Source organism: Rhodococcus sp. IEGM 1305 (assembly GCF_030058635.1).
GTDB lineage: Bacteria > Actinomycetota > Actinomycetes > Mycobacteriales > Mycobacteriaceae > Rhodococcus_F > Rhodococcus_F opacus_D.
In genome coordinates this window covers 15726-38732 of record NZ_JASHKX010000002.1, presented here as the reverse complement: position 1 = coordinate 38732, position 23007 = coordinate 15726, and the positions used below count along the sequence as shown (strand labels likewise).

Annotated in this window: 20 protein-coding genes and 1 riboswitch; of the genes, 7 read left to right on the top strand and 13 right to left on the bottom strand. The window is 68.4% G+C overall.

All coding sequences use genetic code 11. The annotated features are described in order from the left end of the window. Positions 1–45: 45 nt before the first annotated feature. Complete coding sequence (locus QM693_RS04045; RefSeq protein ID WP_005255275.1) at positions 46–456, bottom strand: cold-shock protein; 411 nt, start codon at positions 454–456, stop codon at positions 46–48. Between the two features lie 153 nt (positions 457–609). Between QM693_RS04045 and QM693_RS04040 the strand changes: the two genes are divergently transcribed. The 3 genes from QM693_RS04040 (at position 610) to QM693_RS04030 (ending at position 2295) form a co-directional block, all read left to right on the top strand. Continuing rightward, positions 610–849, top strand: coding sequence for a hypothetical protein (locus QM693_RS04040; protein ID WP_280778624.1), 240 nt, complete (start codon positions 610–612; stop codon positions 847–849). 30 nt (positions 850–879) lie between these two features. Continuing rightward, positions 880–1257, top strand: coding sequence for a YccF domain-containing protein (locus QM693_RS04035; protein ID WP_280778625.1), 378 nt, complete (start codon positions 880–882; stop codon positions 1255–1257). 234 nt (positions 1258–1491) lie between these two features. Further along, positions 1492–1705: riboswitch (cyclic di-AMP (ydaO/yuaA leader) on the top strand. An 8-nt stretch (positions 1706–1713) separates the two neighbouring features. Further along, positions 1714–2295, top strand: coding sequence for a transglycosylase family protein (locus QM693_RS04030; protein ID WP_283330730.1), 582 nt, complete (start codon positions 1714–1716; stop codon positions 2293–2295). A gap of 63 nt (positions 2296–2358) precedes the next feature. Here QM693_RS04030 and QM693_RS04025 read toward each other — a convergent pair whose 3' ends face one another. Then, a complete protein-coding gene (locus tag QM693_RS04025) occupies positions 2359–2547 on the bottom strand; it encodes a hypothetical protein (protein ID WP_025431899.1) in 189 nt (62 codons plus the stop codon). A 60-nt stretch (positions 2548–2607) separates the two neighbouring features. Here QM693_RS04025 and QM693_RS04020 point away from each other — a divergent pair, with 60 nt between their 5' ends. Beyond that, positions 2608–4926: a helicase-associated domain-containing protein gene (locus QM693_RS04020; protein ID WP_283351500.1), complete on the top strand. Its 2319-nt coding sequence runs from the start codon at positions 2608–2610 to the stop codon at positions 4924–4926. 146 nt (positions 4927–5072) lie between these two features. Further along, positions 5073–6056: an alpha/beta hydrolase gene (locus QM693_RS04015; protein WP_280778628.1), complete on the top strand. Its 984-nt coding sequence runs from the start codon at positions 5073–5075 to the stop codon at positions 6054–6056. 42 nt (positions 6057–6098) lie between these two features. Here QM693_RS04015 and QM693_RS04010 read toward each other — a convergent pair whose 3' ends face one another. From QM693_RS04010 to QM693_RS03980, 7 genes are all read right to left on the bottom strand, one after another. Further along, entirely contained in the window at positions 6099–9857 is a 3759-nt protein-coding gene (locus QM693_RS04010; RefSeq protein ID WP_283351499.1) for an ABC transporter ATP-binding protein, read from the bottom strand. After that, positions 9854–11215, bottom strand: a complete 1362-nt coding sequence (locus QM693_RS04005) for an LLM class flavin-dependent oxidoreductase (RefSeq protein ID WP_283351498.1) — start codon at positions 11213–11215, stop codon at positions 9854–9856. The genes QM693_RS04010 and QM693_RS04005 overlap by 4 nt, the downstream gene beginning before the upstream one ends. A gap of 12 nt (positions 11216–11227) precedes the next feature. Then, the gene (locus QM693_RS04000) at positions 11228–11962 is read right to left on the bottom strand and encodes an ABC transporter ATP-binding protein (protein WP_283351497.1); all 735 of its coding nucleotides are present in this window, start codon (positions 11960–11962) and stop codon (positions 11228–11230) included. Continuing rightward, positions 11938–12795, bottom strand: a complete 858-nt coding sequence (locus tag QM693_RS03995) for an ABC transporter permease (RefSeq protein WP_283330724.1) — start codon at positions 12793–12795, stop codon at positions 11938–11940. The genes QM693_RS04000 and QM693_RS03995 overlap by 25 nt, the downstream gene beginning before the upstream one ends. Then, positions 12792–13859 carry an ABC transporter substrate-binding protein gene (locus QM693_RS03990; RefSeq protein ID WP_283330723.1) on the bottom strand — a complete coding sequence of 356 codons (1068 nt, stop codon included), beginning with the start codon at positions 13857–13859 and terminating at the stop codon, positions 12792–12794. The genes QM693_RS03995 and QM693_RS03990 overlap by 4 nt, the downstream gene beginning before the upstream one ends. A gap of 290 nt (positions 13860–14149) precedes the next feature. Beyond that, positions 14150–15361 (bottom strand): ROK family transcriptional regulator, encoded by a 1212-nt coding sequence (locus tag QM693_RS03985; protein ID WP_283351496.1) that lies wholly within the window; start codon positions 15359–15361, stop codon positions 14150–14152. Between the two features lie 147 nt (positions 15362–15508). Then, positions 15509–16270 (bottom strand): LppU/SCO3897 family protein, encoded by a 762-nt coding sequence (locus QM693_RS03980; RefSeq protein WP_283351495.1) that lies wholly within the window; start codon positions 16268–16270, stop codon positions 15509–15511. 174 nt (positions 16271–16444) lie between these two features. Here QM693_RS03980 and QM693_RS03975 point away from each other — a divergent pair, with 174 nt between their 5' ends. Both QM693_RS03975 and QM693_RS03970 read left to right on the top strand, forming a co-directional pair. Further along, a complete protein-coding gene (locus tag QM693_RS03975; RefSeq protein WP_009477999.1) occupies positions 16445–18124 on the top strand; it encodes a DNA repair helicase XPB in 1680 nt (559 codons plus the stop codon). 37 nt (positions 18125–18161) lie between these two features. Continuing rightward, a complete protein-coding gene (locus QM693_RS03970) occupies positions 18162–18830 on the top strand; it encodes a DUF3239 domain-containing protein (protein WP_271210701.1) in 669 nt (222 codons plus the stop codon). 7 nt (positions 18831–18837) lie between these two features. Here the strand turns inward: QM693_RS03970 and QM693_RS03965 are convergent, their stop codons facing one another. The 4 genes from QM693_RS03965 to QM693_RS03950 are packed head-to-tail and all read right to left on the bottom strand — an operon-like array spanning position 18838 to position 23007. Next, positions 18838–19401 carry a GNAT family N-acetyltransferase gene (locus tag QM693_RS03965; RefSeq protein ID WP_283330720.1) on the bottom strand — a complete coding sequence of 188 codons (564 nt, stop codon included), beginning with the start codon at positions 19399–19401 and terminating at the stop codon, positions 18838–18840. Between the two features lie 36 nt (positions 19402–19437). Next, positions 19438–20427, bottom strand: a complete 990-nt coding sequence (locus QM693_RS03960) for an LLM class F420-dependent oxidoreductase (RefSeq protein ID WP_283330719.1) — start codon at positions 20425–20427, stop codon at positions 19438–19440. A 13-nt stretch (positions 20428–20440) separates the two neighbouring features. Beyond that, entirely contained in the window at positions 20441–21667 is a 1227-nt protein-coding gene (locus tag QM693_RS03955; protein WP_283330718.1) for an MFS transporter, read from the bottom strand. Next, complete coding sequence (locus QM693_RS03950; protein ID WP_009477994.1) at positions 21664–23007, bottom strand: LLM class flavin-dependent oxidoreductase; 1344 nt, start codon at positions 23005–23007, stop codon at positions 21664–21666. The genes QM693_RS03955 and QM693_RS03950 overlap by 4 nt, the downstream gene beginning before the upstream one ends.

Below are 23007 nucleotides of genomic sequence, written 5' to 3'. Positions count from 1 at the left end.
GGCCCCTGCGCCGAAGCGCAGGGGCCTTCTTCGTCGTCCGTCGAATCAGCTGTCGAGCTCGCGCGCGACGGCGCGGACCACCTCGGAGATGCGCTGGGCGGTCTTGCGGTCCGGGTACTTGCCCTTGCGGAGGTCGGGCTGGACCTTCGCCTCGAGCAGCGTGATCATGTCCTCGACCATGCCGTGGAGTTCGTCCGGCGTGTGCTTCTTGGCGGACGGCTCCTTGCGTGCGGCGTTCTGACGCAGCGACGGCGCCGGGTCGAGCACCTTCAGGCTCAGAGCCTGGGGGCCGCGTCGACCGGCGGCCATGCCGAACTCGACGCGCTGACCGGCCTTGAGGCCCTCGACGCCCTCGGGAAGAGCGGACGAACGCACGTAGACGTCCTCCCCTTCTTCCTGCGACAGAAAGCCGAAGCCCTTTTCGACGTCGTACCACTTCACCTTGCCGGTCGGCACCGCGTTCACCCGCTCATCACTTGGAGTGCAGTTGGTTGCACTTGGTATGCAAAACAGCGCGCCCCACCTCTGGTGCGGGACGCGCAGTGCCCACAGTCTACCTTGCAGAGACCCCCTCCGGCATCCGGGTTTCCAGGCACTATCGTTGCTGGTGTGGCCCACGAACCGACTCCTTCGAGCACTCCTCAGACACCCCGGAGGGGCGACGGACTCCTGCGCGTCGCACTCGCCCTCTTCGCGGTCGGCTTCGTCGCGATCGTGGCGATCTTCCTGACCCCGGTGCTCTCCGATTCCGAACCGGGCCTCGTTCTCTATCTCATCGCCCTCGCGTGCCCGATCGGATTCCTCCTCGGAATCGTCGCGGCACTGAGGCAGGGCAGACGCTCGCGCTGACACACCCGACCACCGACCGAGGGGACGATCATGAGAATTCTGCTCAACATCATCTGGCTGATCTTCGGCGGTCTGTGGCTGGCGCTGGGGTACTTCGTCGCCGGAATCCTGTGCTGCATCCTGATCATCACGATCCCGTTCGGCATCGCGTCGTTCCGGGTCGGCGTCTACGCGCTGTGGCCGTTCGGGAAGACCGTGGTCGACAAGCCGACGGCCGGTGTGGCCTCGCTGATCGGCAACGTCATCTGGTTCGTCATCGCCGGTCTGTGGCTCGCGATCGGGCACGTCGTGACGGCAATCGCCATGGCGATCACGATCATCGGGATCCCGCTCGCGGTCGCGAATCTGAAGATGATCCCCATCTCGCTCATGCCCCTCGGCAAGGACATCATCGACGCTCCCCAGTGATGTGAGCTTACTCACATAACGACCCGGTAACGGAAGGGCAACGGCTCGGCGATCCGCACGTCTTGTCGCCACTAGCTGGGAAGAGTCCCTGCGCGCCCAATGAGGCCCCGCAACAGGCGAAGACACTCCGCGTTATCAAATGGTGACACTGCGGCCTCGGCCCGTTACCGTCGTCACCGGCCGAGGAAACATCGGCCACATCCGGCCCGCCGCGCCAAACCTCGTCCCGCGGGTACCGGAGTCCCGACGAAGCATTCCAGGGACGAGGACGGGGGACCCAAAGTCCTCCAGGGAACGCAAGTTCTCAGACGGACACCGGCCCGAATGTGCCTCGCACACTCGGATCTTGGGGTGAAGCCAGACCCTCTCCAGCCAGGAGAGGCGAGGCCGGGCGACCTCTCAGCCCGAACCCGACAGCTGACCTCGCAGGCGCGTGTGGAGAGGATCTCGACCACTATGAGCGGACGCCATCGCAAGCCCACCACCACCGGCCGCACCGTCGCCAAGGTCGCCGTCACCGGCGCCATCATGGGCGTCGCCGGAGCAGCCTTCTCGGGCACCGCGAACGCGGCACCCGACTCCGACTGGGACCGCCTCGCGCAGTGCGAGTCCGGCGGAAACTGGGGAATCAACACCGGAAACGGCTTCCAGGGTGGACTCCAGTTCTCCCCGAGCACCTGGAACGCACACGGTGGAACCCAGTACGCGGCCAGCGCCAACCAGGCCTCGCGTGAAGAGCAGATCGTCGTCGCCGAGAAGGTCCTCGACTCCCAGGGCTGGGGCGCATGGCCGTCCTGCTCCTCGAGCCTCGGCCTGAGCAGCGCACCCACCCAGCGCACCGCCCCCGCAACCGTGCCCGAGGCCCCCGCGGCGCCGGCACTCCCCGACCTCACGGGCGGCGTCCCCAGCACCAACGGCACCTCGCAGTACGCCGGTGTCGTCGACAACGCGATCGAGGCCGTCAAGGCTCAGGGCATCGCGATCGATCCCCAGATCCTGCAGCTCATCGACGCGAACAAGGGACTGCTCCCGCAGTAATCCCCCGCGACACAAGAGGGGCCCTGCACCGATCCGGTGCAGGGCCCCTCTTGTGTCGTCGGGTCAGCGGTTGATCACGGTGTGCGGATGCGCGTACGGCAGCGAGTCCGCCGGCAGCGGGAACTCGGTGTCCTCGCCGAACGGGGACAATCCGCCCGCACGGCTCGACGACAGTTCGGTCACGGCGCTATCTCCATCGGCGGTTTCGGGCCACCCTGGATCCACGTACTGCTTCTTCGAATTGTTAGCCACGGTGCCATTTTGACAGGAGCATTCGGCGACGTACAGCCCAGGTCTCTAATCTGATAGTCGATGACCGACACCGACGACGCCACCGCGAGCACCAACGGCACCGCTGCCTCCCCGCGCGGCGCCGCGACCCTCGCGGACTGGCTGGCCGCGCGCAGCGACGCCGAACTGACGGATCTGCTCCGCAAGCGCCCCGACCTGGCGGTTCCACCGCCTGCCACGATCGTCGTCCTCGCCGGCCGCGCCGAACAGCGGGCATCGGTGGCCCGCGCGGCCGACAACCTGACGTCGGTGGACTTCGGCATCCTCGAACTGCTGGCGCTCGAACGGGCCGACGAGGTCGCCGTGCCGCGGGCCACCCTGCAGGACGCGGTGGGGTCGCGGGCGACGAAGAAGTCCGTCGACGCCACGCTGGACGGCCTGCGGTCCGTGGGGATCGTCTGGGGGGACAAGACGTCGCTGCGCATCGTTCCCGCTGTCGTGGCCACCATCCCGTGGCGGGTCGGACGCAGCGCCGAACCCGTCGAGACGCTGGACGAACCCGGGATCACGGCCGCGCTGGCCGGACTGCAGAGCGTCGAGCGGGACATCCTCGAGACGCTGTCGAAGTCGAGTTCGATCGGACGCACCCGGGACGCGGCCCCCGGAACACCCCCCGACCGTCCCGTGCAGCGACTCCTCGCCGCCGGGCTGCTGCGGTGGATCGACGACGAAACCGTCGAACTGCCCTATCAGGTGCGACAGGTCCTGCGCGGGGAGGCCGTCTTCGACCCCACGTCGCTGGCCGCTCCCACCGTGACGGGCCGCAAGCACAAGCCGGCCGACATCAACGCCGCCGCGGCAGGCGAGGCGCTCGAACTGGTTCGCCACTGCGAGGACGTCGTCAAGGCTCTCGGCGAGATCCCGGCGCCCGCCCTGCGGGCAGGTGGGCTCGGTGTCCGCGAACTGCGCCGCATCGCCAAGACGTCCGGCATCGACGAGAACCGGCTGAGCCTGCTCGTCGAACTACTCTCCGCCGCGGGACTGATCGCGAGCGGCACCCCGGATCCGGCGCCGACGTCCGACAGCGGGGAGAACTACTGGGCCCCGACCACCGCGGTCGACAACTGGCTCACCGCGCCGGTCGCCCGGCGGTGGCACGCTCTGGCCGCCGCATGGCTGGAACTGCCGCGCATGGCGTGGTTCATCGGCATGCGCGATGCCAACGACAAACCGGTCGCCGCGCTGTCCGAGGAGGTGCGCGCACCGTCCGCGCCGCGCGACCGGCAGGCGATACTCGGGCTGCTGGCGGAGTTGGGCAGCGGCCACTCCGCGGGTCCGGCGGAGGTCAGCCGGCTGCTGGCGTGGCGCCGCCCCCGCTGGGGTGCCCGGTTGCGGGTCCACGCGGTCGAACGCACCCTCGACGAGGCCGCGACGCTCGGACTCGTCGCCCGCGGAGCGCTCAGCTCCCCCGGACGGGCACTGCTCCACGGCGGCGACGCCGAGGCCGAGATGCACGCGTCGCTGCCCGAACCCGTCGACCACGTCCTCGTCCAGGCCGACCTCACCGTCGTCGCCCCCGGACCTCTGACTCCGGACCTACTGGAGCAGATCACCCTGGTCGCGGACATCGAGTCCGCCGGTGCGGCGTCGATGTACCGGATCAGCGAAGACAGCGTCCGCCGTGCCCTCGACGTCGGGATGACGGCCGCCGAACTGCACAGCCTCTTCGCGTCCCGGTCGCGCACACCCGTCCCGCAGTCGCTGTCGTATCTGATCGACGACGTCGCGAGGCGGCACGGGCGGCTCCGGGCCGGGGTCGCGGCGTCGTTCGTCCGCTGCGAGGACCCCACCCTGCTCGCGGAGGTCCTGGCGTCGCCGGTGGCCGCAACTTTGGCCCTGCGTGCGTTGGCTCCGACGGTGGCGGTGTCGCAGGCACCGCTGCGGGAAGTACTGGGCGAACTGCGGGCGGCCGGTTTCGCGCCCGCAGGCGAGGACTCGTCCGGCGCACTGGTCGACCTGCGCCCCCGCGGCGCCCGGGTCGTGACCCGGCGCAAGGCTCCCGCCGGCCGCACCCCGGCCGTCGCCACGGACGCCCAACTCGACGCGGTCGTCCGGACCCTCCGCGCGGGCGACCTGGCCGCGTCGGCCCGGGGATCCGGCAGCATCCGCTCCGACGGGTCGCGGGCCAGCAGCGCCGCGACCATCGCCCTGCTCAACGCTGCGGCGCGAGAACGCACCAGCGTGACCATCGGTTACGTCGACGCTCAGGGTGTGGCGACGCACCGCATCGTCGATCCTGTGAGCGTCGGCGGCGGCCAGCTCGACGCGTTCGACCCGGCGAGCGGCGCGGTCCGGCGGTTCACCCTTCACCGCATCACGTCCGTCGCCCGCGTCGACTGACCCGTGAGTACTTGTTAACCACGGGCGGTTAACAAGTACTCACGGGTCAGATAACGATTCTGCGCAAACGCCGAGGAATTCCGGGACGCGCAATACCGTGATGCTGGTATGTACCTGGCCGGGGACGACTACCAGGAGGCAGAACCGTGATTGTCACAGCAACGAAGCCGTCACAAAGTTGGTTACGAGGCGTCGTCCGGCTGATGGTTGCCGTGGTGATCCTGCCGCTGGCGTTCGTCCTCGTCGGCGGCGGAACGGCCTCCGCGGACCCGTACAGCCGTCTCCGTGAGCACTGGGTCGACGCACCCGGCGGGGTCGGGCAGATCAAGGTGCGGATGTGGCTCGCGAACAACGGCAGCAACAAAGCCCTCTACCTCCTCGACGGCCTCCGCGCGACCAACGACGTCAGCGGGTGGGAGCACGAGACCAACGCCGCGTGGCTGTCCGACCACGGGATCACCGTCGTCGAACCGGTCGGCGGACAGTCCAGCTTCTACACGGACTGGTACGCGCCCAGCAACACCAACGGTCAGCCGTACACGTACAAGTGGGAGTCGTTCCTCACCCAGAACCTGCCCGACTTCCTGGCGAACAACTACGGCATCAGCCGCACCAGCAACGCCATCGCCGGACTGTCGATGGGCGGCAACGCGGCGTTGATCCTCGCCGCATACCACCGCGACCAGTTCACGTTCGCCGGGTCGATGTCCGGGTACCTGAACCTGTCGGCCCCGGGCATGCGTGAGGCGATCCGTATCGCGATGCTCGACTCCGGCGGTTACAACGCCGACTGCATGTGGGGACCGCCGTGGGATCCGGCGTGGCTGCGCAACGACCCGTTCGTCGCGGCGCCCCTCATGCGCGGGCTCCCGATGTGGATCTCGGCGGGCGCCGGCCTCCCCGGCCCGCACGATCAGCCGCAATCCGCCATCGACGTCTTCAACGTCGGAACCGGCATGGGTCTCGAGGCCATCGCGCTGGCCCAGAACCGTGCCTTCCAGGTGCGGCTCGACACCCTCGGCATCGGCGCGCACTACGACTTTCCGGCGACGGGAACCCACAGCTGGGGCTACTGGCAGGACCAGCTGTGGGCCATGCTGCCGATGATGAAGGCGTCGATCGGCGCCTGACCATGGCCTCCGGCCCCGTGAGTACTTATTAACCACCCGCGGTTAATAAGTACTCACGGGCGGCGAAGCCGCATAGGCGTCCCAGAGTTCCCGGTAGACACCGCCCCGGTCGAGCAGCTCGTCGTGCGTTCCGACTTCCGCGACCCGTCCGCCGTCGAGGACCACCACCCGGTCGGCTCGCGCCGCAGTGCTCAACCGGTGCGCCACGACGACGGTGGTGCGCCGCCGGGACAGGTTCTCGGTCGCGAGCCGGACGCGGTCCTCGGTGGCCAGGTCCAGTGACGCCGTGGCCTCGTCCAGCAGCAGGATGTCGGGGTCCACCAGTTCGGCGCGGGCGAGTGCCAGCAACTGGCGTTGTCCGGCCGACAGGTTGCGCCCGTGCTCCCCGATCGGCTGCAGGTAGCCGAGGGCCAGTCCCGACACCATCTCGTGGGCCCCGACCGCTCGGCTGGCGGCCTCCACCTCCGCGTCGGTCGCGTCCGGGCGCCCGTAGGCGACGGCGTCGCGGACGGTGGCGCCGAACAGGTGCGGCTCCTGCGGAACGACACCGAGCCGCTGCCGGAACGACGCGAGGTCGAGTGACCGGGTGTCGATACCGTCGACGCGCACCGCACCCTGCGTGGGGTCGTAGAACCGGGCGAGCAGCTTGAGCACCGTCGACTTGCCCGCGCCGGTTTGACCGACGAGGGCAACCGTTTCGCCCGGTTCGATGCGAAGCGCCACCCCTCGCAGCGCCTCTCCCTTGCCGGATTCGTACGCGAAGTGGACGTCGTCGAACACGATGCCGCCCTGGAGGCGGTCGAGGACGATCGGATCGCCCGCCTGGGGCGTGGTGGTCGGTGTCCTCATCAGCCCCCGCAGTCGACCGAGTCCGATCACCGCCTGCTGGTAGCCGTCGAACACCTGCGAAAGCTGTTGTACGGGGGCGAAGAACAGTTCGACGTAAAGCACGAAGGCGATCAGGGTGCCGACGGTGAGGGTTCCGCCGTGGATCCGTGCCGTCCCTGCCGCGAGCACCAGCCCGGTCGCGACCACCGACAGGAACTCGACGAACGGAAAGTACAGGGCCATGTACCGCTGGGCCCGTAGCCGCGACTCCCGGAAGTCCCAGGCCCGCCGGGCGAACTGGGCCGCGTTGTAATCCTCGCGCCGAAATGCCTGGGTGACGCGGATATTCGTCACGTTCTCCTGCAGGTAGGCGTTGACGATCCCGACGCGATCACGCGCCTCCGCGTAGGCGGGCACGGACTTTCGGCGGAACACCACCGTGGCCGCGACGAGGACGGGCACCACGAGGACCAGCACGAGGGCCAGTTCCGCGTCGATCACCAGGAGTGCCACCAGCACACCGGAAATCGTCAACCCGCTCACCACCGCCGTCGCCAGACCTGTCTGCAGGAAGTTGGACAGGCTGTCGACATCGGTGGTCATGCGTGTCATGATCCGGCCGGCCAGTTCTCGCTCGTAGTATTGCAACCCGAGCCGCTGCAGCTGCGCGAACGTCTTGACCCGCAATGTGTACAGCAGCCGTTCGCCCGTCCGCCCGGTCACCCGCGCCTGGGCGATGTTGACGGCCCAGTCCAGCAGCACCACCAGAATGGTCGCGGCCGCCGCGAGGAGCAGCAGGTCGCGGGCGCCTTGCAGCACTCCCCGGTCCACCCCGGTACGGACGAGCACCGGCACCGCGATCTGCGCGACGGCGTCCAGCCCGACGAGCGCCAAGCCTGCGACCAGCGGCAGGAGGAGCGGACGCAGCAGTGAGCGGAGTCCGAACGCCGGGTCGGCGGCCCGGGCCTCGTCCGCGGCGACGTCGGGGTCTCCCGTGAGTGGCGGCAGGTCGTCGAGCCGAGCCATTACTTCGGGGCTGGGCGGCGCCGACGAGAGGATGCCGCCCGACGCGCCTCCGCGCGACGGCCCACTGGCACCCGCGGCTGCGGTCGCGAAAGCCGCTGCGGCTCTGGCATCGAACCCCCCGGAAGCCTCGTCTCCGTCCTCCCGGCGCCACAGTTCGGCGGTGACACCGTCGACGTCCGGTGGCTCGTTCGACGTGTCCGGAGCGGTCACGTCGTCCGCGCTCGACAGCAGCGCACGGAACAGGGGGCACCGCTCGTCGAGTTCGGCGCTCGTGCCCACATCGACGATGCGCCCGTGTGCCAGGACCGCGATACGGTCGGCCAACGCGAGCGTCGACCGGCGATGCGCAATGATCAGCGTGGTCCGTTCGCTGGTCGCGACGCACAGTTCGTGGTGGATGGCGGCCTCGACGCGGGCGTCGACCGCCGATGTCGCGTCGTCGAGCACCAGGATCCGCGGATCGGTCACCAATGCCCGGGCGAGGGCGATCCGCTGCCGCTGCCCACCCGACAACGTCACCCCCTGCTCCCCCACGACGGTGTCGAGGCCGTCCGGCAGTGCGTCGACGAATTCCTCCGCCTGCACCACGCGGAGCGCCTCACGCACCAGTGCCTCGTCGGCATCCGGCCGGCCGTAGGACACGTTGGCGCGGATCGTTTCGGACATCAGGTAGCTGTCTTCGAAGACGACGCCGAGCGCGGAGCGCAGCGAGTCGAGCGACAGCCGGCGGGTGTCGATCCCCCCGACGGTGACCGCACCCGCGTCGACGTCGTACAACCGCGGAACAAGCATGGCCAGAGTTGATTTCCCTGATCCGGCCGCGCCGACCACCGCCACCGTCTCGCCGGGTGCGATTCGCAGGGACAGTCCGTCGAGGAGGCGATTCGACGGGTCGTATCCGAAGGCCACGTCGTCGAACACCACCTCGAGGGGACCCCGCGGCAAGTCCACGGCGCCGGGTGGGGTCGTGACGGCGGGGGCGTTGTCGATCACCTCGCGGACGCGCTCGACGCTGGCCCGGCCCTGTTGGCTCACGGTCAGCAGCGTGGCGAGCTGACGCACGGGCGAGGCGAACGACGCCAGGTACGTGGTGAAGGCGACGAACGTGCCGAGCGACAGCGTGCCGTGCAGCGCCAGCCATCCTCCGAGTGCCAGGACGAGTGCCTGCCCGAGCATCGGGACCGCTTGCAGTGCAGGGTTGTACCGGCTGGTCAGCCGTGCGACGCGCAGCCGGGAACGGAAGAGGTCCCCTGCCCGCTTCTCGAGGTCTTCGAGTTCGCGGCTTTCCTGGCCGAATCCCTTGACGACGCGCACCCCCGTGACGGCGGCTTCGACTCCCCCGGCCACGATCGCCGCCTGTTCCTGGGCATGCCAATTGGCGGGGAACAGGTCGACGCGGCTGCGCATCGAGATGAACCACAACGCAGGCAGGACGGCCAGGGCGACCAGGGTGAGGATCGGCGACAGCACGGCCATCACGGCCAGGGAGATCGCGAACATCAGCAGGTTCCCTGCCATGTGCGGCAGTAACTGCAGGAGCATCTGGATCAGCGTGATGTCCGAGATCGACCGGCTGACCACCTGCCCGGTCTGCAGTCCGTCCTGCTTGACGCCGTCCAGCCGCAGCAGGGACCGGAAGGCGTCGCCCCGCAGGTCGTACTGCACTCCGAGGGACAGCTGCCCGGAGCGGTACCGTCGCGTGTATGCGGCGGCGAAACGGAGCGATGCGAGGGCGATGAGCACCGCGATCCACGGCGCCAGTGCGTGATTCGTGTCGACCGCGGCATTGTCGATCACGTGCCGGACGGCCAGCGGAATGGTGGCGGTGGCCGCGGCGGCCACCGCCGCCGCGCCGTACGCGAGAACGAGATTGCGGCGTTGGCGCAGACAGTACCCGAACAGGTACCGCAGCCAGCCGACGTTCTCCCCCGAAGCTTCCGTCGTCACTGCGCAGACACCAGCGTGGAATCCTTCTCGACCGCAAACTGATTGCCGGGCCGCGGCAAACCGTAGTGCCCGCGCAGTGTGGTCTCGGTGTAGTCGGTGCGGAAGAGTCCGCGCTCCTGCAGGATCGGGACAACGGAGTCGACGAACTTCTCCAGCCCGGACGGAAGGACCGCGGGCATGATGTTGAAACCGTCGGCGGCGCCGTTCCGGAACCAGTACTCGATCGTGTCGGCCACCTGGAGCGGGGTGCCCGCGAACGTGCGGTGACCGCGACCACCACCGAGTCGCCCGATCAGCTGCCGGACGGTGAGCTTCTCGCGGCGGGCGAGGTCCACGATCAGCGTGTACCGGCTCTTCGCACCCTCGATCTCGTCCTCGGACGGCAAGTCCTCGGGAAGTTCCTCGTCGAGCGGGAGCTGCTCCGGTTCGAGATTGAACCGCTGCGCCAGCTGCTTGCGGGCGTATTCCGGCGAGATCAACCTCTCCAGTTCGGCCTCGAGCTCGCGGGCCTCCTCTTCGGTGTCAGCGATGACCGGCACGATGCCGGGCAGGATCAGTACCTGCTCGGGGTCCCGGCCCACTTTCGCGACACGGTCCTTGACGTCCGCGTAGAACGCCTTCCCCTCGTCGAGAGTGGGCTGGGCGGTGAAGATGGCCTCCGAGTACCGGGCGGCGAAATCCTTTCCGTCCTCGGACGACCCGGCCTGCACGAGCAGCGGATATCCCTGCGGCGACCGCGGCACGTTGAGGGGTCCCCGCACCTTGAAGAACCGGCCCTCGTGTTCGATGACGTGCACCTTGGCGGAGTCGGCATGGATCGCGACGTCCTTGTCCGCGACGATGGCGTCGTCCTCCCAGCTGTCCCACAGCTTGGTGGACACCTCCACGAACTCCGCGGCCCGCTCGTACCGGCTCCGGTGCGCGGGGGTGTCGTCGAGACCGAAGTTCTGCGCCGCATCGGCGCCGGCCGTGGTGACGATGTTCCAGCCGGCGCGTCCACCGCTGACGAAGTCGAGGGACGCGAACCGCCGCGCCAGGTTGTACGGCTCGTTGTAGCTGGTCGACGCGGTCGCGATCAGGCCGATCTTCTCGGTGGCCGCGGAGATCGCCGTGAGGATGATCGTCGGCTCCAGCTTGCCGCTCGGCCTGCGTTCCGGATTGCTGAACAGCACCGGGCTGTCGGCGAGGAACACCGAGTCGAATTTTCCGCGTTCGGCGGTCTGCGCCAACGAGATGTAGTGCTTGATATCGAGATTGGCGTTCGGATCGCTCTCGGGCAGGCGCCAGGCGGCCTCGTGGTGTCCGATCGCCATCAGGAATGCGTTGAGATGCAGTCGGCGCTGGGGTGACGAACTCATGGTGTAACTCCCTTACTGTGCCGCTACCTCGACGCCGAGGGCGCCGAGCAGCGTGTTGCGAAACTCGTGGAACTTGCTGTCGCCGAGCGCTCTCGGCTTCGGGATGTCGATGCTCTCGTCGACGACGATCTGCCCGCGGTCGAGAACGAGCACCCGGTCGGCGAGCGCGATCGCTTCGTCGACGTCGTGTGTGACGAGCAGGACGGTCGGGCGGTGGCGGCGGATCAACTCCTGCAGGAGGGCGTGCATTTTGATCCGGGTCAGCGCGTCGAGAGCGCCGAAGGGCTCGTCGGCCAGGAACAGTTGGGGCTCGCGGACCAGCGCTCGGGCCAGCGCCACCCGCTGCTGTTCACCGCCGGACAGTTCGCTGGGCCACGCCTTCTCCCGGCCCGCGAGCCCGACTTCCGCGAGCGCCGACGTTCCCTTGCTCGTGCCGGTGCGGCCCAGTCCGAGCGTCACGTTGTCCAGCACCCTCAGCCACGGCAGCAGTCGTGAGTCCTGGAATGCCACCGACACCTCCTCGGGCACCGTGAGGGTTCCGCCGCGGCCCTCGACGTCGTAGTCGAGACCGGCGAGCGCGCGGAGCAGCGTGCTCTTGCCCGACCCGCTCTTTCCTAGCAGGGCCACGAACTGCCCGTCGGGAATGTCGAGGTCCAGGCGGTCGAGTACGGTCTTGTCGCCGAATCCGCGGACGAGGGATCGCACCTGCACGGCGGCGGGTTCTAGGCGGCGAGCGTCTTGCGCCATGACAGCGACCGCCTTTCGATGTAGCGGAGGACGGAGTCGGACAGGAGACCGAAGATGCCGTAGACCGCGAGCCCCACGAGAATCACGTCGGACTGTCCGTAGTTCTGTGCGTTGTACATCATCTTTCCCAAACCGGTCACCGCGTTGATTCCCTCGACGACGATGAGAGTGAGCCAGGCACCGGTCACCGAGAGGCGCAGTCCCAGAAAGAATCCCGGCATCGCACCAGGCAGTACCACCTTGCGGATGAACGTGGCCCGGGACAACCCGAGGACCTCGGCGAGTTCGACGTATCGGTTGTCGATCGACGTCAACGAGTTGTGCGTCTGGATGTACATGTGGACGACGACACCGAGCGCGATGATCACGATCTTGAACGTCTCGCCGATGCCGAGCCAGAGGATCAGCAGTGGGATGAGGCCGAGCGTCGGGATGGCGCGTTTGAGCTGGATCGGCCCGTCGATCAGGGCGTCACCGGAACGTGTCAGACCGGCGACGACGGCCAGGGCCGTCCCGATCACCACGCCGAATGCGAAACCGATGGCGGCGCGGCTCAACGACGCGAGGACGTGTTCCTGCAGGACGCCGGTGGAGATCAGGTCGACGGCCGTGGTGACCACGGTCCACGGCGCGGACAGCTTTCGCGCGTCGATGACGCCGGTCAGACTTCCCACTGCCCACACCGCGAGGAGGAGCAGGACACCGGCCAGCCGGGAGAACGGAAACGCCTTACGCAGCCCGAGTCGGCGGATCTGCCGATCGGCGACGCCGAGCCTCGGGGCCTCGGGGGCGACACTGCGTGCCGGTGCCGGCGCGGAGAGAGTGCTGGTCATCGCTGCACACCGCCCCGGTACTCGGCCGGAACAGCGTCGGCGGCGATCGTCTCGAATCGCCGGTCGAACAACTCGTTGGCATCGAACTCACTGAAGTAGCCTGCATCGGAGAGCAATTGGACGGTGTCCTGCGTCCACTCGACTGCGGCGTCCCAGTTGGCGGGGTAGACCGGGCGCTGCCCGACGGAGGCGACGATGCGCTTGCCGTCCTCGGCCGATACCTGTTCGCTCTCCACGTAGTACTTCTGGATCCAGGCGTCCTGGTTCTCCCACGCCCAGATCTCCCCGCGGGCCCAGAACGGAATGAACGCTTTGATCGCCGCGGCCTTGGCCGGGTCCTGGAGAACTTCCACCGGTGCCCAGAGCACGGTGAGCGCGTCCACGGCGTCGGTGGCCAGCGCCTTGGCTCCGTCCGGCCCGTACTGGTTCAGGTACTTCGTCACCGTCGGCTCCGACAGCGGCGCGACGTCCACCTGCTTCGACTGCAGTGCGGTGAGGAACTGCGGGCTGGGGAGTTCGACGAGCTGGACGTCCTTCGTGGTCAGACCCTGCGCCTTCAGCGTTCGCAGGATCACCACACCCTGCGCCTGCCCGGGTGAGAACGCAATCTTCTTGCCCCGCAGGTCCGGCAGTTCCGTGATGTCCGAGCCGGGAGCGGTGGCCAGCCGGTACTGCGGCTGTTCCTTCTCCCGGACCGCGACGATCTTCGCGTCGAGCCCGGTGGCGTGCGCCTGGATCGGCGGGATCGCGGCGTTGGTGGCCAGATCGACCGCGTTGCCCCGGAAGGCCTGGATCACGTCGGGACCGGCACTGACGTCCGGCCAGTCCGACACGGTGAACGGGAGGTCCGCGAGCTGGCCGGTCGCCTCGAGCTGCAGCCGGGTGGTCTTGATCGACACGCTGAGCGAGGTTCCGTCCGGAACCTGATCGGGGACAGCGTCATCGAGAGACAATCCGCCGGAGGAACCGGAAGAGCAGGACGCGAGCCCGAGCGCCACGACGCCGGCGAAGGCGACGCGCGTGAGGCGCCGATACCCGGGGGAAGACACGAGTGAACTGGACATGATTGATCCTTCGAAGGATGTGATCTCCGGTCGGGCACACCGGACGCGGTCGTCGAGTGCCACAGAGGAGCGAAGAGGAAGAACGGAAAGGTGTTTCGAGCGTCCGCCGAAGTCAGCGGGGAGGCGTCAGATGCGACCCGGTCGCGTGCGGCGACAACAGGACTCGGAGCGACACGAGGATGTACGCACACTGTCCGCCATGGTGGTGTTCACACCAATATCCTTGCGATCCAGCGCAATCGACGTCAACATTGCTTCCCACCGAATTAACTCGGGGCCTGTGATACATGTCACGATATGCCGGCCAACGGCCGCACGAAGCTGGTGAGAGGCGCCCGGTAGAGCTCCGCGAGGATCACGGAACCGGCGGATACCGGCAGTGCCCGCCCCGGAAAACTGGTGGACAGCACCGACCGTGACGGGTCGTCACATGTCGCCGACGACTCCCCGACTGCTCGCCGAACCGTGTCGAGAGTGCCCGGAATCTGGCTCACACCTTGGTCGCAGACGATCAGGACCTCCGGATTGAACAGATCGAGCAGCCGGGCAGCCACCACCCCCACGCCGTGCGCCCGTTCCTCGAACAGTGCCAAAGCCGCCGGCTGCCGACGTCGACCCGCGTCGAGGAGGTCGCCGAAAATCGGCCGCTCGATGATGCCGAGTTGCATCGCCCTGCGCACCAGCACCCGATCCGACAGGGTGGCCTGCACGCATCCGGTACGCCCGCAGGCGCACTCCTCGACGCTGTTCTCGACGGGCACGTGCGCCACCGCGCCTGCCGCCGCGCGCGGTCCGTGGTGGACCACGCCTCCGGTCGCGAACGCGGCGTCCACCACGTTCCCGACGAAGAGCTGCACCACACTGTCCCGTGCCCTCGGCTCCCCGAACAACACCTCCGCGTCGATGAGGGCGCGCGCGTGCGAATCCATCCGCACGTCCAGACCCGTGCGGTGCTCGAGATCCGCCCGGACCGGGTACCCGTTCCACCCGGGGATCGGATGCTCACGCACCACACCCGATTCCGAGTCGATCCAGCCACCGGCCGCGAATCCGACGCCGATCGGGACAGACACGTCACCGTGTCGGGCGGCCAGCCCCTCGAGGGTCGTCACGGCGTTCCGCAGGATCTCGGCCGGTCCGAGCCCGAAGTGCGGATCACGGGATCGGGCCAGCACCTGCCCGCGCAGGTCGAGCAACGCGGTGGTCACGTGGGTCATCGCCAGGTGGATGCCGTAGACCACGAAGCGGGTGTCGTCGAGGTCCACCGGGACGTGTGGCCGTCCCAGACCGGTGGGACCCGAGATCTCCGGCAGTTCCCGCAGCAGACCGCGTTCGACGAGCTGCGCACTGGCGGTGGTCACCGTCGCGGGTGAGAGTCCGGTGACTCGCGCGATCGTGCTGCGCGCGATCGGCCCGTGGTCGAGGACGGTGCGCAGCACCGTGCCCGCGCTGGCGCCGGAACGGCCGGCACCACGCCGGGTGTCGGGCTCGGTTCGCGCCATCGTTCCCACCTTCCCCGCGCGCAGTGATTTCGGTTGATCTCGAACGCTATCGAAGGGGAACGTGCAGTTCAACGGACTCGATTCCCGTGAATTTAACTCCCTGTGAGTACTTGTTAACCACGGGCGGTTAATAAGTACTCGCGGGGGCTAGCCACCCAGATTGACCTCGATGCAGTACGTGCGCTCGGGTTCGGAGAACGCGATGGGAAATGCGTTGTCGAACTCGTTGCACAGGGTTTCGTCGTTCTGGCCGTCCGCGCGTCTCACGACCTTGACGGTCTGCATGTCGGTGCAGTCGGACGGCACGATCCGGCCGTCGTCCTCGAGTAGGTAGCAGGAGTCCTCGAGCATGTTCGGAACGAGGCAGAGCGTGGTCTGCACGTCCTCGTCCTCGCTCACGAGGGTGTACGAGAAGTAGTCCTCCGCGCACTGGACGTCGCCGTCGTTCTTCTGCGCCACCTCGTACGTGGCCTCGCTGTCGGAGCAGTCCCGCTTCTCGTGTGAGGTGTCGGCCGCGGTCGTCGACGCGGACTCGAAGAAGAGGCAGTCGCCGACGTCGAGAGCGTTCTTGTCGGCGCTCTTCACGGTGAACACAACGAACGCGGCGATAGCGGCGAGGATCACGACGGCGACGACGCCGAGGGTGATGAACAGCCCCTTCCGCGATTTCTTCGGCGGCTGCCCGTACTGGCCGGGCGGGTACTGGCCGGGCTGCTGCCCGTACTGGCCGGGCGGATACTGGCCGGGTTGCTGCGCGTACCGCCCCTGCGGGTACGGCTGCTGCGGGTACTGACCCTGCTGGTAGGGCTGCTGCGACCCACCCTGCGGGTACGGTTGCTGCGGGTTGTTCGGCGGTTCGCCGGGGACGTTCGGATCGGGACGGTTGGGGTCGTCGGGGGGCTGGGTCATCGCGAGCCTCGTCTCTGGGTCGATCCATCCGGCTGTCCCTCAATTTAGGCCCCGACCGCCCCGGATGTGCAGGTATCGGGCCGCGTCGAAGGCCGCGACGTGGCGCGGTGTCGCTCAGATCAGGACAATGGACAGGCTGGCTACATCCGGCACCGCATTTTCGAGGAGGCTTCCGTGACCGACGGACCGTTGATCGTCCAATCCGACAAGACCCTGCTGTTGGAGGTCGATCACGAACGCGCGAACGACGCCCGTCAGGCGATCGCGCCGTTCGCGGAACTCGAGCGCGCGCCCGAACACGTCCACACCTACCGGATCACCCCGCTGGCCCTGTGGAACGCGCGCGCCGCCGGACACGACGCCGAGCAGGTGGTCGATGCACTGGTCAACTTCTCCCGGTACGCGGTGCCCCAGCCGCTGCTGGTCGACATCGTCGACACGATGGCCCGGTACGGGCGCCTGCAGCTGGTGAAGAACCCGGCCCACGGTCTGACGCTGGTCAGCCTGGACCGCGCGGTCCTCACCGAGGTGACCCGGCACAAGAAGATCGCCCCGATGCTCGGTGCGCGCGTCGACGACGACACGGTGGTGGTTCACCCGAGCGAGCGCGGTCGTCTCAAGCAGTTGCTGCTCAAGGTCGGCTGGCCGGCGGAGGACCTCGCCGGGTACGTGGACGGTGAGGCGCACGCCATCGACCTGGACTTCGACGGCACGTCCCCCGGGTCCGCGGACGGCACGTGGCACCTGCGCGACTATCAGGAGATGGCCGCCGACTCGTTCTGGGCGGGCGGGTCCGGTGTCGTCGTCCTGCCGTGTGGTGCGGGTAAGACGATGGTCGGTGCGGCGGCGATGGCCAAGGCGAAGGCCACCACGTTGATCCTGGTGACGAACACGGTCGCGGGACGGCAGTGGAAGCGTGAGCTGATCGCGCGCACGTCGCTCACCGAGGAGGAGATCGGCGAGTACTCGGGCGAGCGCAAGGAGATCCGTCCGGTCACGATCGCCACGTACCAGGTGATCACCCGGCGCACCAAGGGCGAATACAAGCATCTGGAGCTCTTCGATTCCCGCGACTGGGGTCTCGTGATCTACGACGAGGTGCACCTCCTGCCCGCCCCGGTGTTCCGCATGACCGCCGACCTGCAGTCCCGTCGACGCCTCGGCCTCACCGCCACCCTGGTGCGCGAGGACGGCCGTGAGGGCGACGTGTTCTCGCTGATCGGACCCAAGCGGTACGACGCGCCGTGGAAGGACATCGAGGCGCAGGGGTGGATCGCGCCCGCCGACTGCGTCGAGGTGCGGGTGACGCTGACGGACGCCGAACGGATGTCGTACGCGGTCGCCGAACCCGACGAGCGGTACAAGCTGTGTTCCACCGCGCACACCAAGATCGCGGTGGTGAAGTCGATCCTGGAACGGCACACCGATGCACCGACGTTGATCATCGGCGCGTACCTCGACCAGCTCGACGAACTGGGTGAGGCGTTGAACGCCCCGGTCATCAAGGGGTCGACCAAGAACAAGGAGCGCGAGGAGCTGTTCGACCGTTTCCGGGCGGGCGAGATCCAGACGCTGGTCGTCAGCAAGGTCGCGAACTTCTCGATCGACCTGCCGGAAGCGTCTGTCGCCGTTCAGGTTTCGGGTACGTTCGGTTCTCGCCAGGAGGAGGCTCAGCGTCTGGGCCGCCTGCTGCGACCCAAGCACGACGGCGGCCAGGCCCACTTCTACTCGGTGGTGGCACGCGACACGCTCGACGCCGAGTACGCCGCCCACCGGCAGCGCTTCCTCGCCGAGCAGGGGTACGCGTACCGGATCACCGACGCCGACGATCTGCTGGGCCCCGCCATCGGGTGACCGCCTGCCACCGGACCGGGGCCTCTAAGCTGGGGCCGTGCGACATTTCGAGTTCACCGTCGACCGGCCCTACGCGAAGTCTGTCAACCAGACGTTCGCCGACATGCGACGCCTGCAGGTGTCGGCGATCGTGGTGGCTCTGCTGTTCGCGGCCGCCGCTGCCGGTCTGATCCTGCTCGCCCACCCCTGGTCGATCATCCTCGGTGTCGTCGTGGCGATCGCCGCACTGACGTCCGTGTGGGTGGCGTTCTGGGTGCCGAAGAAGGTCGGCAGCATCGAGGAGTTGTACGCGAAGAGCCCGCTGGTGCCTGCCGTCGTCTCGGAGGTCCATCCCCGCGCGGTCACCCTGCTGTCGCTGATCGACGTCGCGAAGCCCTCCGCGGGCCGGGCGTCGTACGCCCTCGTCACTCGCAACGTTCCGATCCGGACCGGTCAGAAGCAGAGGGTGGGCGACAGGGTGCCGTCCGTCGCACTCCTGAACGACCGCAGCACCCGCAACGACGCCGCCACGTGGGAGATGGTCAGCCCGATGCCGATCGCGTGGGGCACCCGCGACGCGGCGGTGCGTTCCCGCGCGGAAGACGCCATCGATCAGGTCGAATGGGATTTCCTGCAGAGCCGGATCCCCGAGTCCGAGCACATCCGGACCAGCCCCGAGCAGCGAGTCGCGGTGTCCGAGCACGACCTTCCGGAGGGCCTGCGCTGATCGGCAACTAGTCGGGCCAGCCTTCGGCCGGTTGCCGCGGGTCGCCGGCGAGCAGGGCGGCCACCCACGAAGCGCGCCGGACGCCGCGCTGCACGAGCCCGGCGCGCTGGACGCCCTCGAACCGGAAGCCCACCCGGCGGGCGACCGCCGCCGAGTCGAGATTGCCGACGAACGCGCGCCATTCGATGCGTTCGAGCCCCATACCGTCCGGCCGAAACGCGAAATCGCACACCAGGTTCACCGCGGTCGTCATGAGGCCCCGCGACCGTGCCGCCGGCGACAGCCAGTATCCGATCTCCGCCGCCGTCACATCCCGCGCCATCAGACCGATCATCCCCAGCACGGGACCGTCCTCGCGTTCGCGCAGCGCCCACGTGGGACTGCGGTCGGCCCAGCCGGACGGCACCGTCTGCCGCACGAACTGCTCGGCGTCCGAGCGGCCGTACGGCGCGGGCATCGTCGTCCACTCGGCGATCGACGCGTCGCTGCATGCCGCGCAGATCTCGTCGACGTCGGTGACGACCGGCGGGCTCAGCCACAGCGTGTCGGCGGCGAGGGTGACGACGAACATGCCCGCCACTCTATGCCCGGTGAGGCGGCCTATGGATCAACGCAGCGCGGGCAGCACTTCCTTCTCGAACAGTTCGATGCCCGACGTGTCGTACGCGGCTTCGGGGAAGTAGAAGATGCCGTAGGACATGCCCTGCTCCTTCAGCGCCGACAGTTTCTCGACGATCTGCTCCGGCGTTCCCACACCGGGCATTCCGCGGAAGGCTCCCAGGGCACCCTCGGCGGCGTCGGCGCCGACGTGGGGGGTGAGCCGGTCCTTCAGGGTGAGCAACCGCTGCTCGACCTCCGCCTCGGTGGTGCCGATCGCGACGTTGTAGTTGGCCGAGCGGGTGATGGCGTCGAAGTCGGTGCCGACGGTGTCGCAGTGCTTCCGCAGGATCTCGGACTTCTGCGCGAAGCCCTCGGGTGTGCCGTCGAAGTTGGTGTACTGCGCGTACTTTGCCGCGATCTTCAACGTCACCTTCTCGCCGCCACCGGCGATCCACAGCGGGATGCCGCCTTCCTGCAACGGAAGTGGGCGGACGATGGCACCGTCGACCTGGTAGTGCTTGCCTTCGAGGGTCGCGATGCCGTTGGCCCAGGCCTGACGCATGATCTGCACGCCCTCGTCGAGGCGACCGAGACGCACACCGGCAGAGGGGAATCCGTATCCGTATGCCCGCCACTCGTGCTCGTACCAGCCGCCGCCGATACCCATCTCGACGCGTCCGCCCGAGATGAGGTCGGTGGTGGCGGCGACCTTCGCGAGGTAAGCCGGGTTGCGGTAGCTCATCGCCGTACACATCTGGCCGAGACGCACCCGCGAGGTGACCGCCGCGAACGCGGACATGAGGGTCCACGCCTCGTGCGTGGCCTCCTCCGTCGGTGCCGGGACGGTATGGAAGTGGTCGTAGACCCACAGGGAATCCCAGGACGAACCCTGATCGGCGCGCAACGCGAAGTCGCGCATCACCGACCACTGATCCGCGGGATCGATTCCGACGAGATCCAGACGCCAACCTTGAGGAACGAACAATCCGAAGCGCATGAAACGAATGTACCTATGCTTCCTGTTTTTCGAGCGGTAAGGAATCGGGCTCCGGCGGGGTCGGCGGTGGCCACGGGGAATAGACCGGGATGAACCGGAACAGGAGGCCGGCGCCGACCAGCGCCGCTCCCCCGATCGCGGCGACGGCGGCCCCGAGCGGGACGACCGCGGCGAGCGCGCCGACGCCGAAGGGTCCGGCGAACATGCCGGTGTCGTGGGTGAGCCGCCAGGCGGCGAGGAATTCGGCGCGGGTCGCCGGTGGGGCGATGTCGGCGCCGAGCGTCATGATCACACCGTTGCCGAGCCCGTTGCCGATGCCCATCACGACGGCGACGACCCCGATCGACAGGAGATCGTGCGAGAACGGCAACGCCAGGTAGGACACCCCGATCACCAGAAGCGACGGCACCGCGATGAACCGGCGACCGTACCGGTCCATGAAGTGTCCGGCCGGATACGAGCACAGCAGATCGACGGCCGCTCCGACCCCGAAGACGAGACTGACCTGGGCGGCGTCGAGTCCGAGATGGGCAGCCCACAGCGGCAGCACCGCCTCCCGCGAGGCGCGGGCCGCACCCATCAGGAGCGACCCGGCGCCGAGCGTGGCCAGCAGCTTCCGGTGCCGGCGCAGAATCGACGGCAGCGTCGCGTGGGTACCGGCGGTGCCTGCGTGGCGCCGCGGCGGGTCGGGGACCCTCGACATCAGCCACCCGGACAGGACGACGCCGACGAACTGCACCATGAATCCGCCCCGGGCGCCGACCACCAGGATCACGGCGGCGCCGAGCAGCGGTCCCACGAAGAAGCCGAGCCGCCACATCGCCGCGAACGACGACATCGCCCGGGCCCGCAGCCCGATCGGCACGGCGTCGGCCAGGTAGCTCTGGCGGGCCAGCCCCCACACGGCGTTGGCGAGCCCGGTCAGCAGTGCCCCCACACCCAGCATCCAGGGTGTCTGCGCGAGCAGACAGACCAGCACTCCGGCGGCGCCGACGGTACTGCCGCCGATGATGGACCGCCGCTCCCCGAACCTGGCGACGATCCGGCCTGCGGGCAGGTCGCCCAGGACGGCGCCGAGCCCGACGACCGCGACGATCAGCCCGGACACGGCCACGGACGCACCCAGTTCGCGGGCCGTCAGTGCCATGACCGGGGCGGCGGCCCCCTGGCCGATGCCGAAGATCGCGGCGGGAACGAAGACGGTGGTGACGAGAGGTTTCAGACCGGTCTCGCCGCTCATGCGCTCGCTTCGTCGACCGCGCCCGCGAACCGGTTACCGACGTCCGTGAGACCGTAGTGACCGCGCAGGGTGGTCGCGGTGTACTCCGTCCGGAACAGTCCGCGCTGCTGCAGGATCGGGACGACACGGTCGACGAAGTCGTCCAGTCCGCCGGGCAGGTAGGGCGGCATGATGTTGAAACCGTCGGCCGCGCCCTGCTCGAACCACGTCTGCAGCTCGTCGGCGACCTGTTCGGGGGTCCCGGCGAACGTGCGGTGCCCACGTCCGCCGCCGAGCAGCCCGATCAGCTGCCGGACGGTGAGCGAACCGTCCGCCGCGAGGTCCTTCACCAGCTGGTAGCGGCTCTTGTTGCCCTGGATCTCGTCCAGCGGCGGAAGCGGCGGAAGCGGGGCGTCGAGGGAATGCTTGGTGAGGTCGACACCGAGCATCGTGGACAGCTGACGCAGCGAGTACTCGGGCGAGATCAGGTCGGTGAACGACTGCTCGAGCGCCTTCGCCTCCTCCTCGGTGTCCGCGATGAACGGCACGATGCCGGGCAGCACCTTCAGGTCGCCCGCATTGCGGCCGTGCTTGACGACACGCGCCTTGAGGTCGCGGTAGAACTCCTGACCCTGTTCCAGGGTGCGCTGCGCGGTGAACACGGCCTCGGCGTACCGCGCGGCGAACTCCTTGCCGCTCTCGGACGAGCCGGCCTGCACCAGCAGCGGCCGCCCCTGGGCGGACCTCGGCGAGTTGAGCGGGCCCTTGACCCGGAACCGCGGTCCGTCGTGGTCGATGGTGTGAACCTTGCCGGGGTCGGCGAACACGCCGGTCTCCGGGTCGAGCACCACCGCGCCGTCCTCCCAGCTGTCCCACAGGGCGAGCGTGACGTCGACGAATTCCTCTGCGCGCTCGTACCGTCCGCTGTGTGCGGGGATGCCGTCGACGCCGAAGTTCGCAGCCTCGTCCGCACCGGCCGAGGTCACGATGTTCCACCCCGCCCGGCCGCCGCTGATGTGGTCGAGCGACGTGAACTTGCGCGCCAGGTTGTACGGGTCGGAGTAACTCGTGGACGCGGTGGCAATCAGTCCCACGTGTTCGGTGGCGACGGCGATCGCCGACAGCAACGTGACGGGCTCGAAGATCGCCTGGGTGTTGTGCTTGATCCGCGGTCCGACGGCGAGACCGTCCGCGAAGAACACCGAATCGAGCTTGCCCCGCTCCGCGATCCGGCCGAGTTCCTGGAAGTGTGCGACGTCCAGAACGCGGTGCGCCTCGGTGCGGGGATGGCGCCACGCCGCCTCGTGATGTCCCACACCCATGAGAAAGGCGTTGAGGTGGAACTGGGAATCCTGTGACAT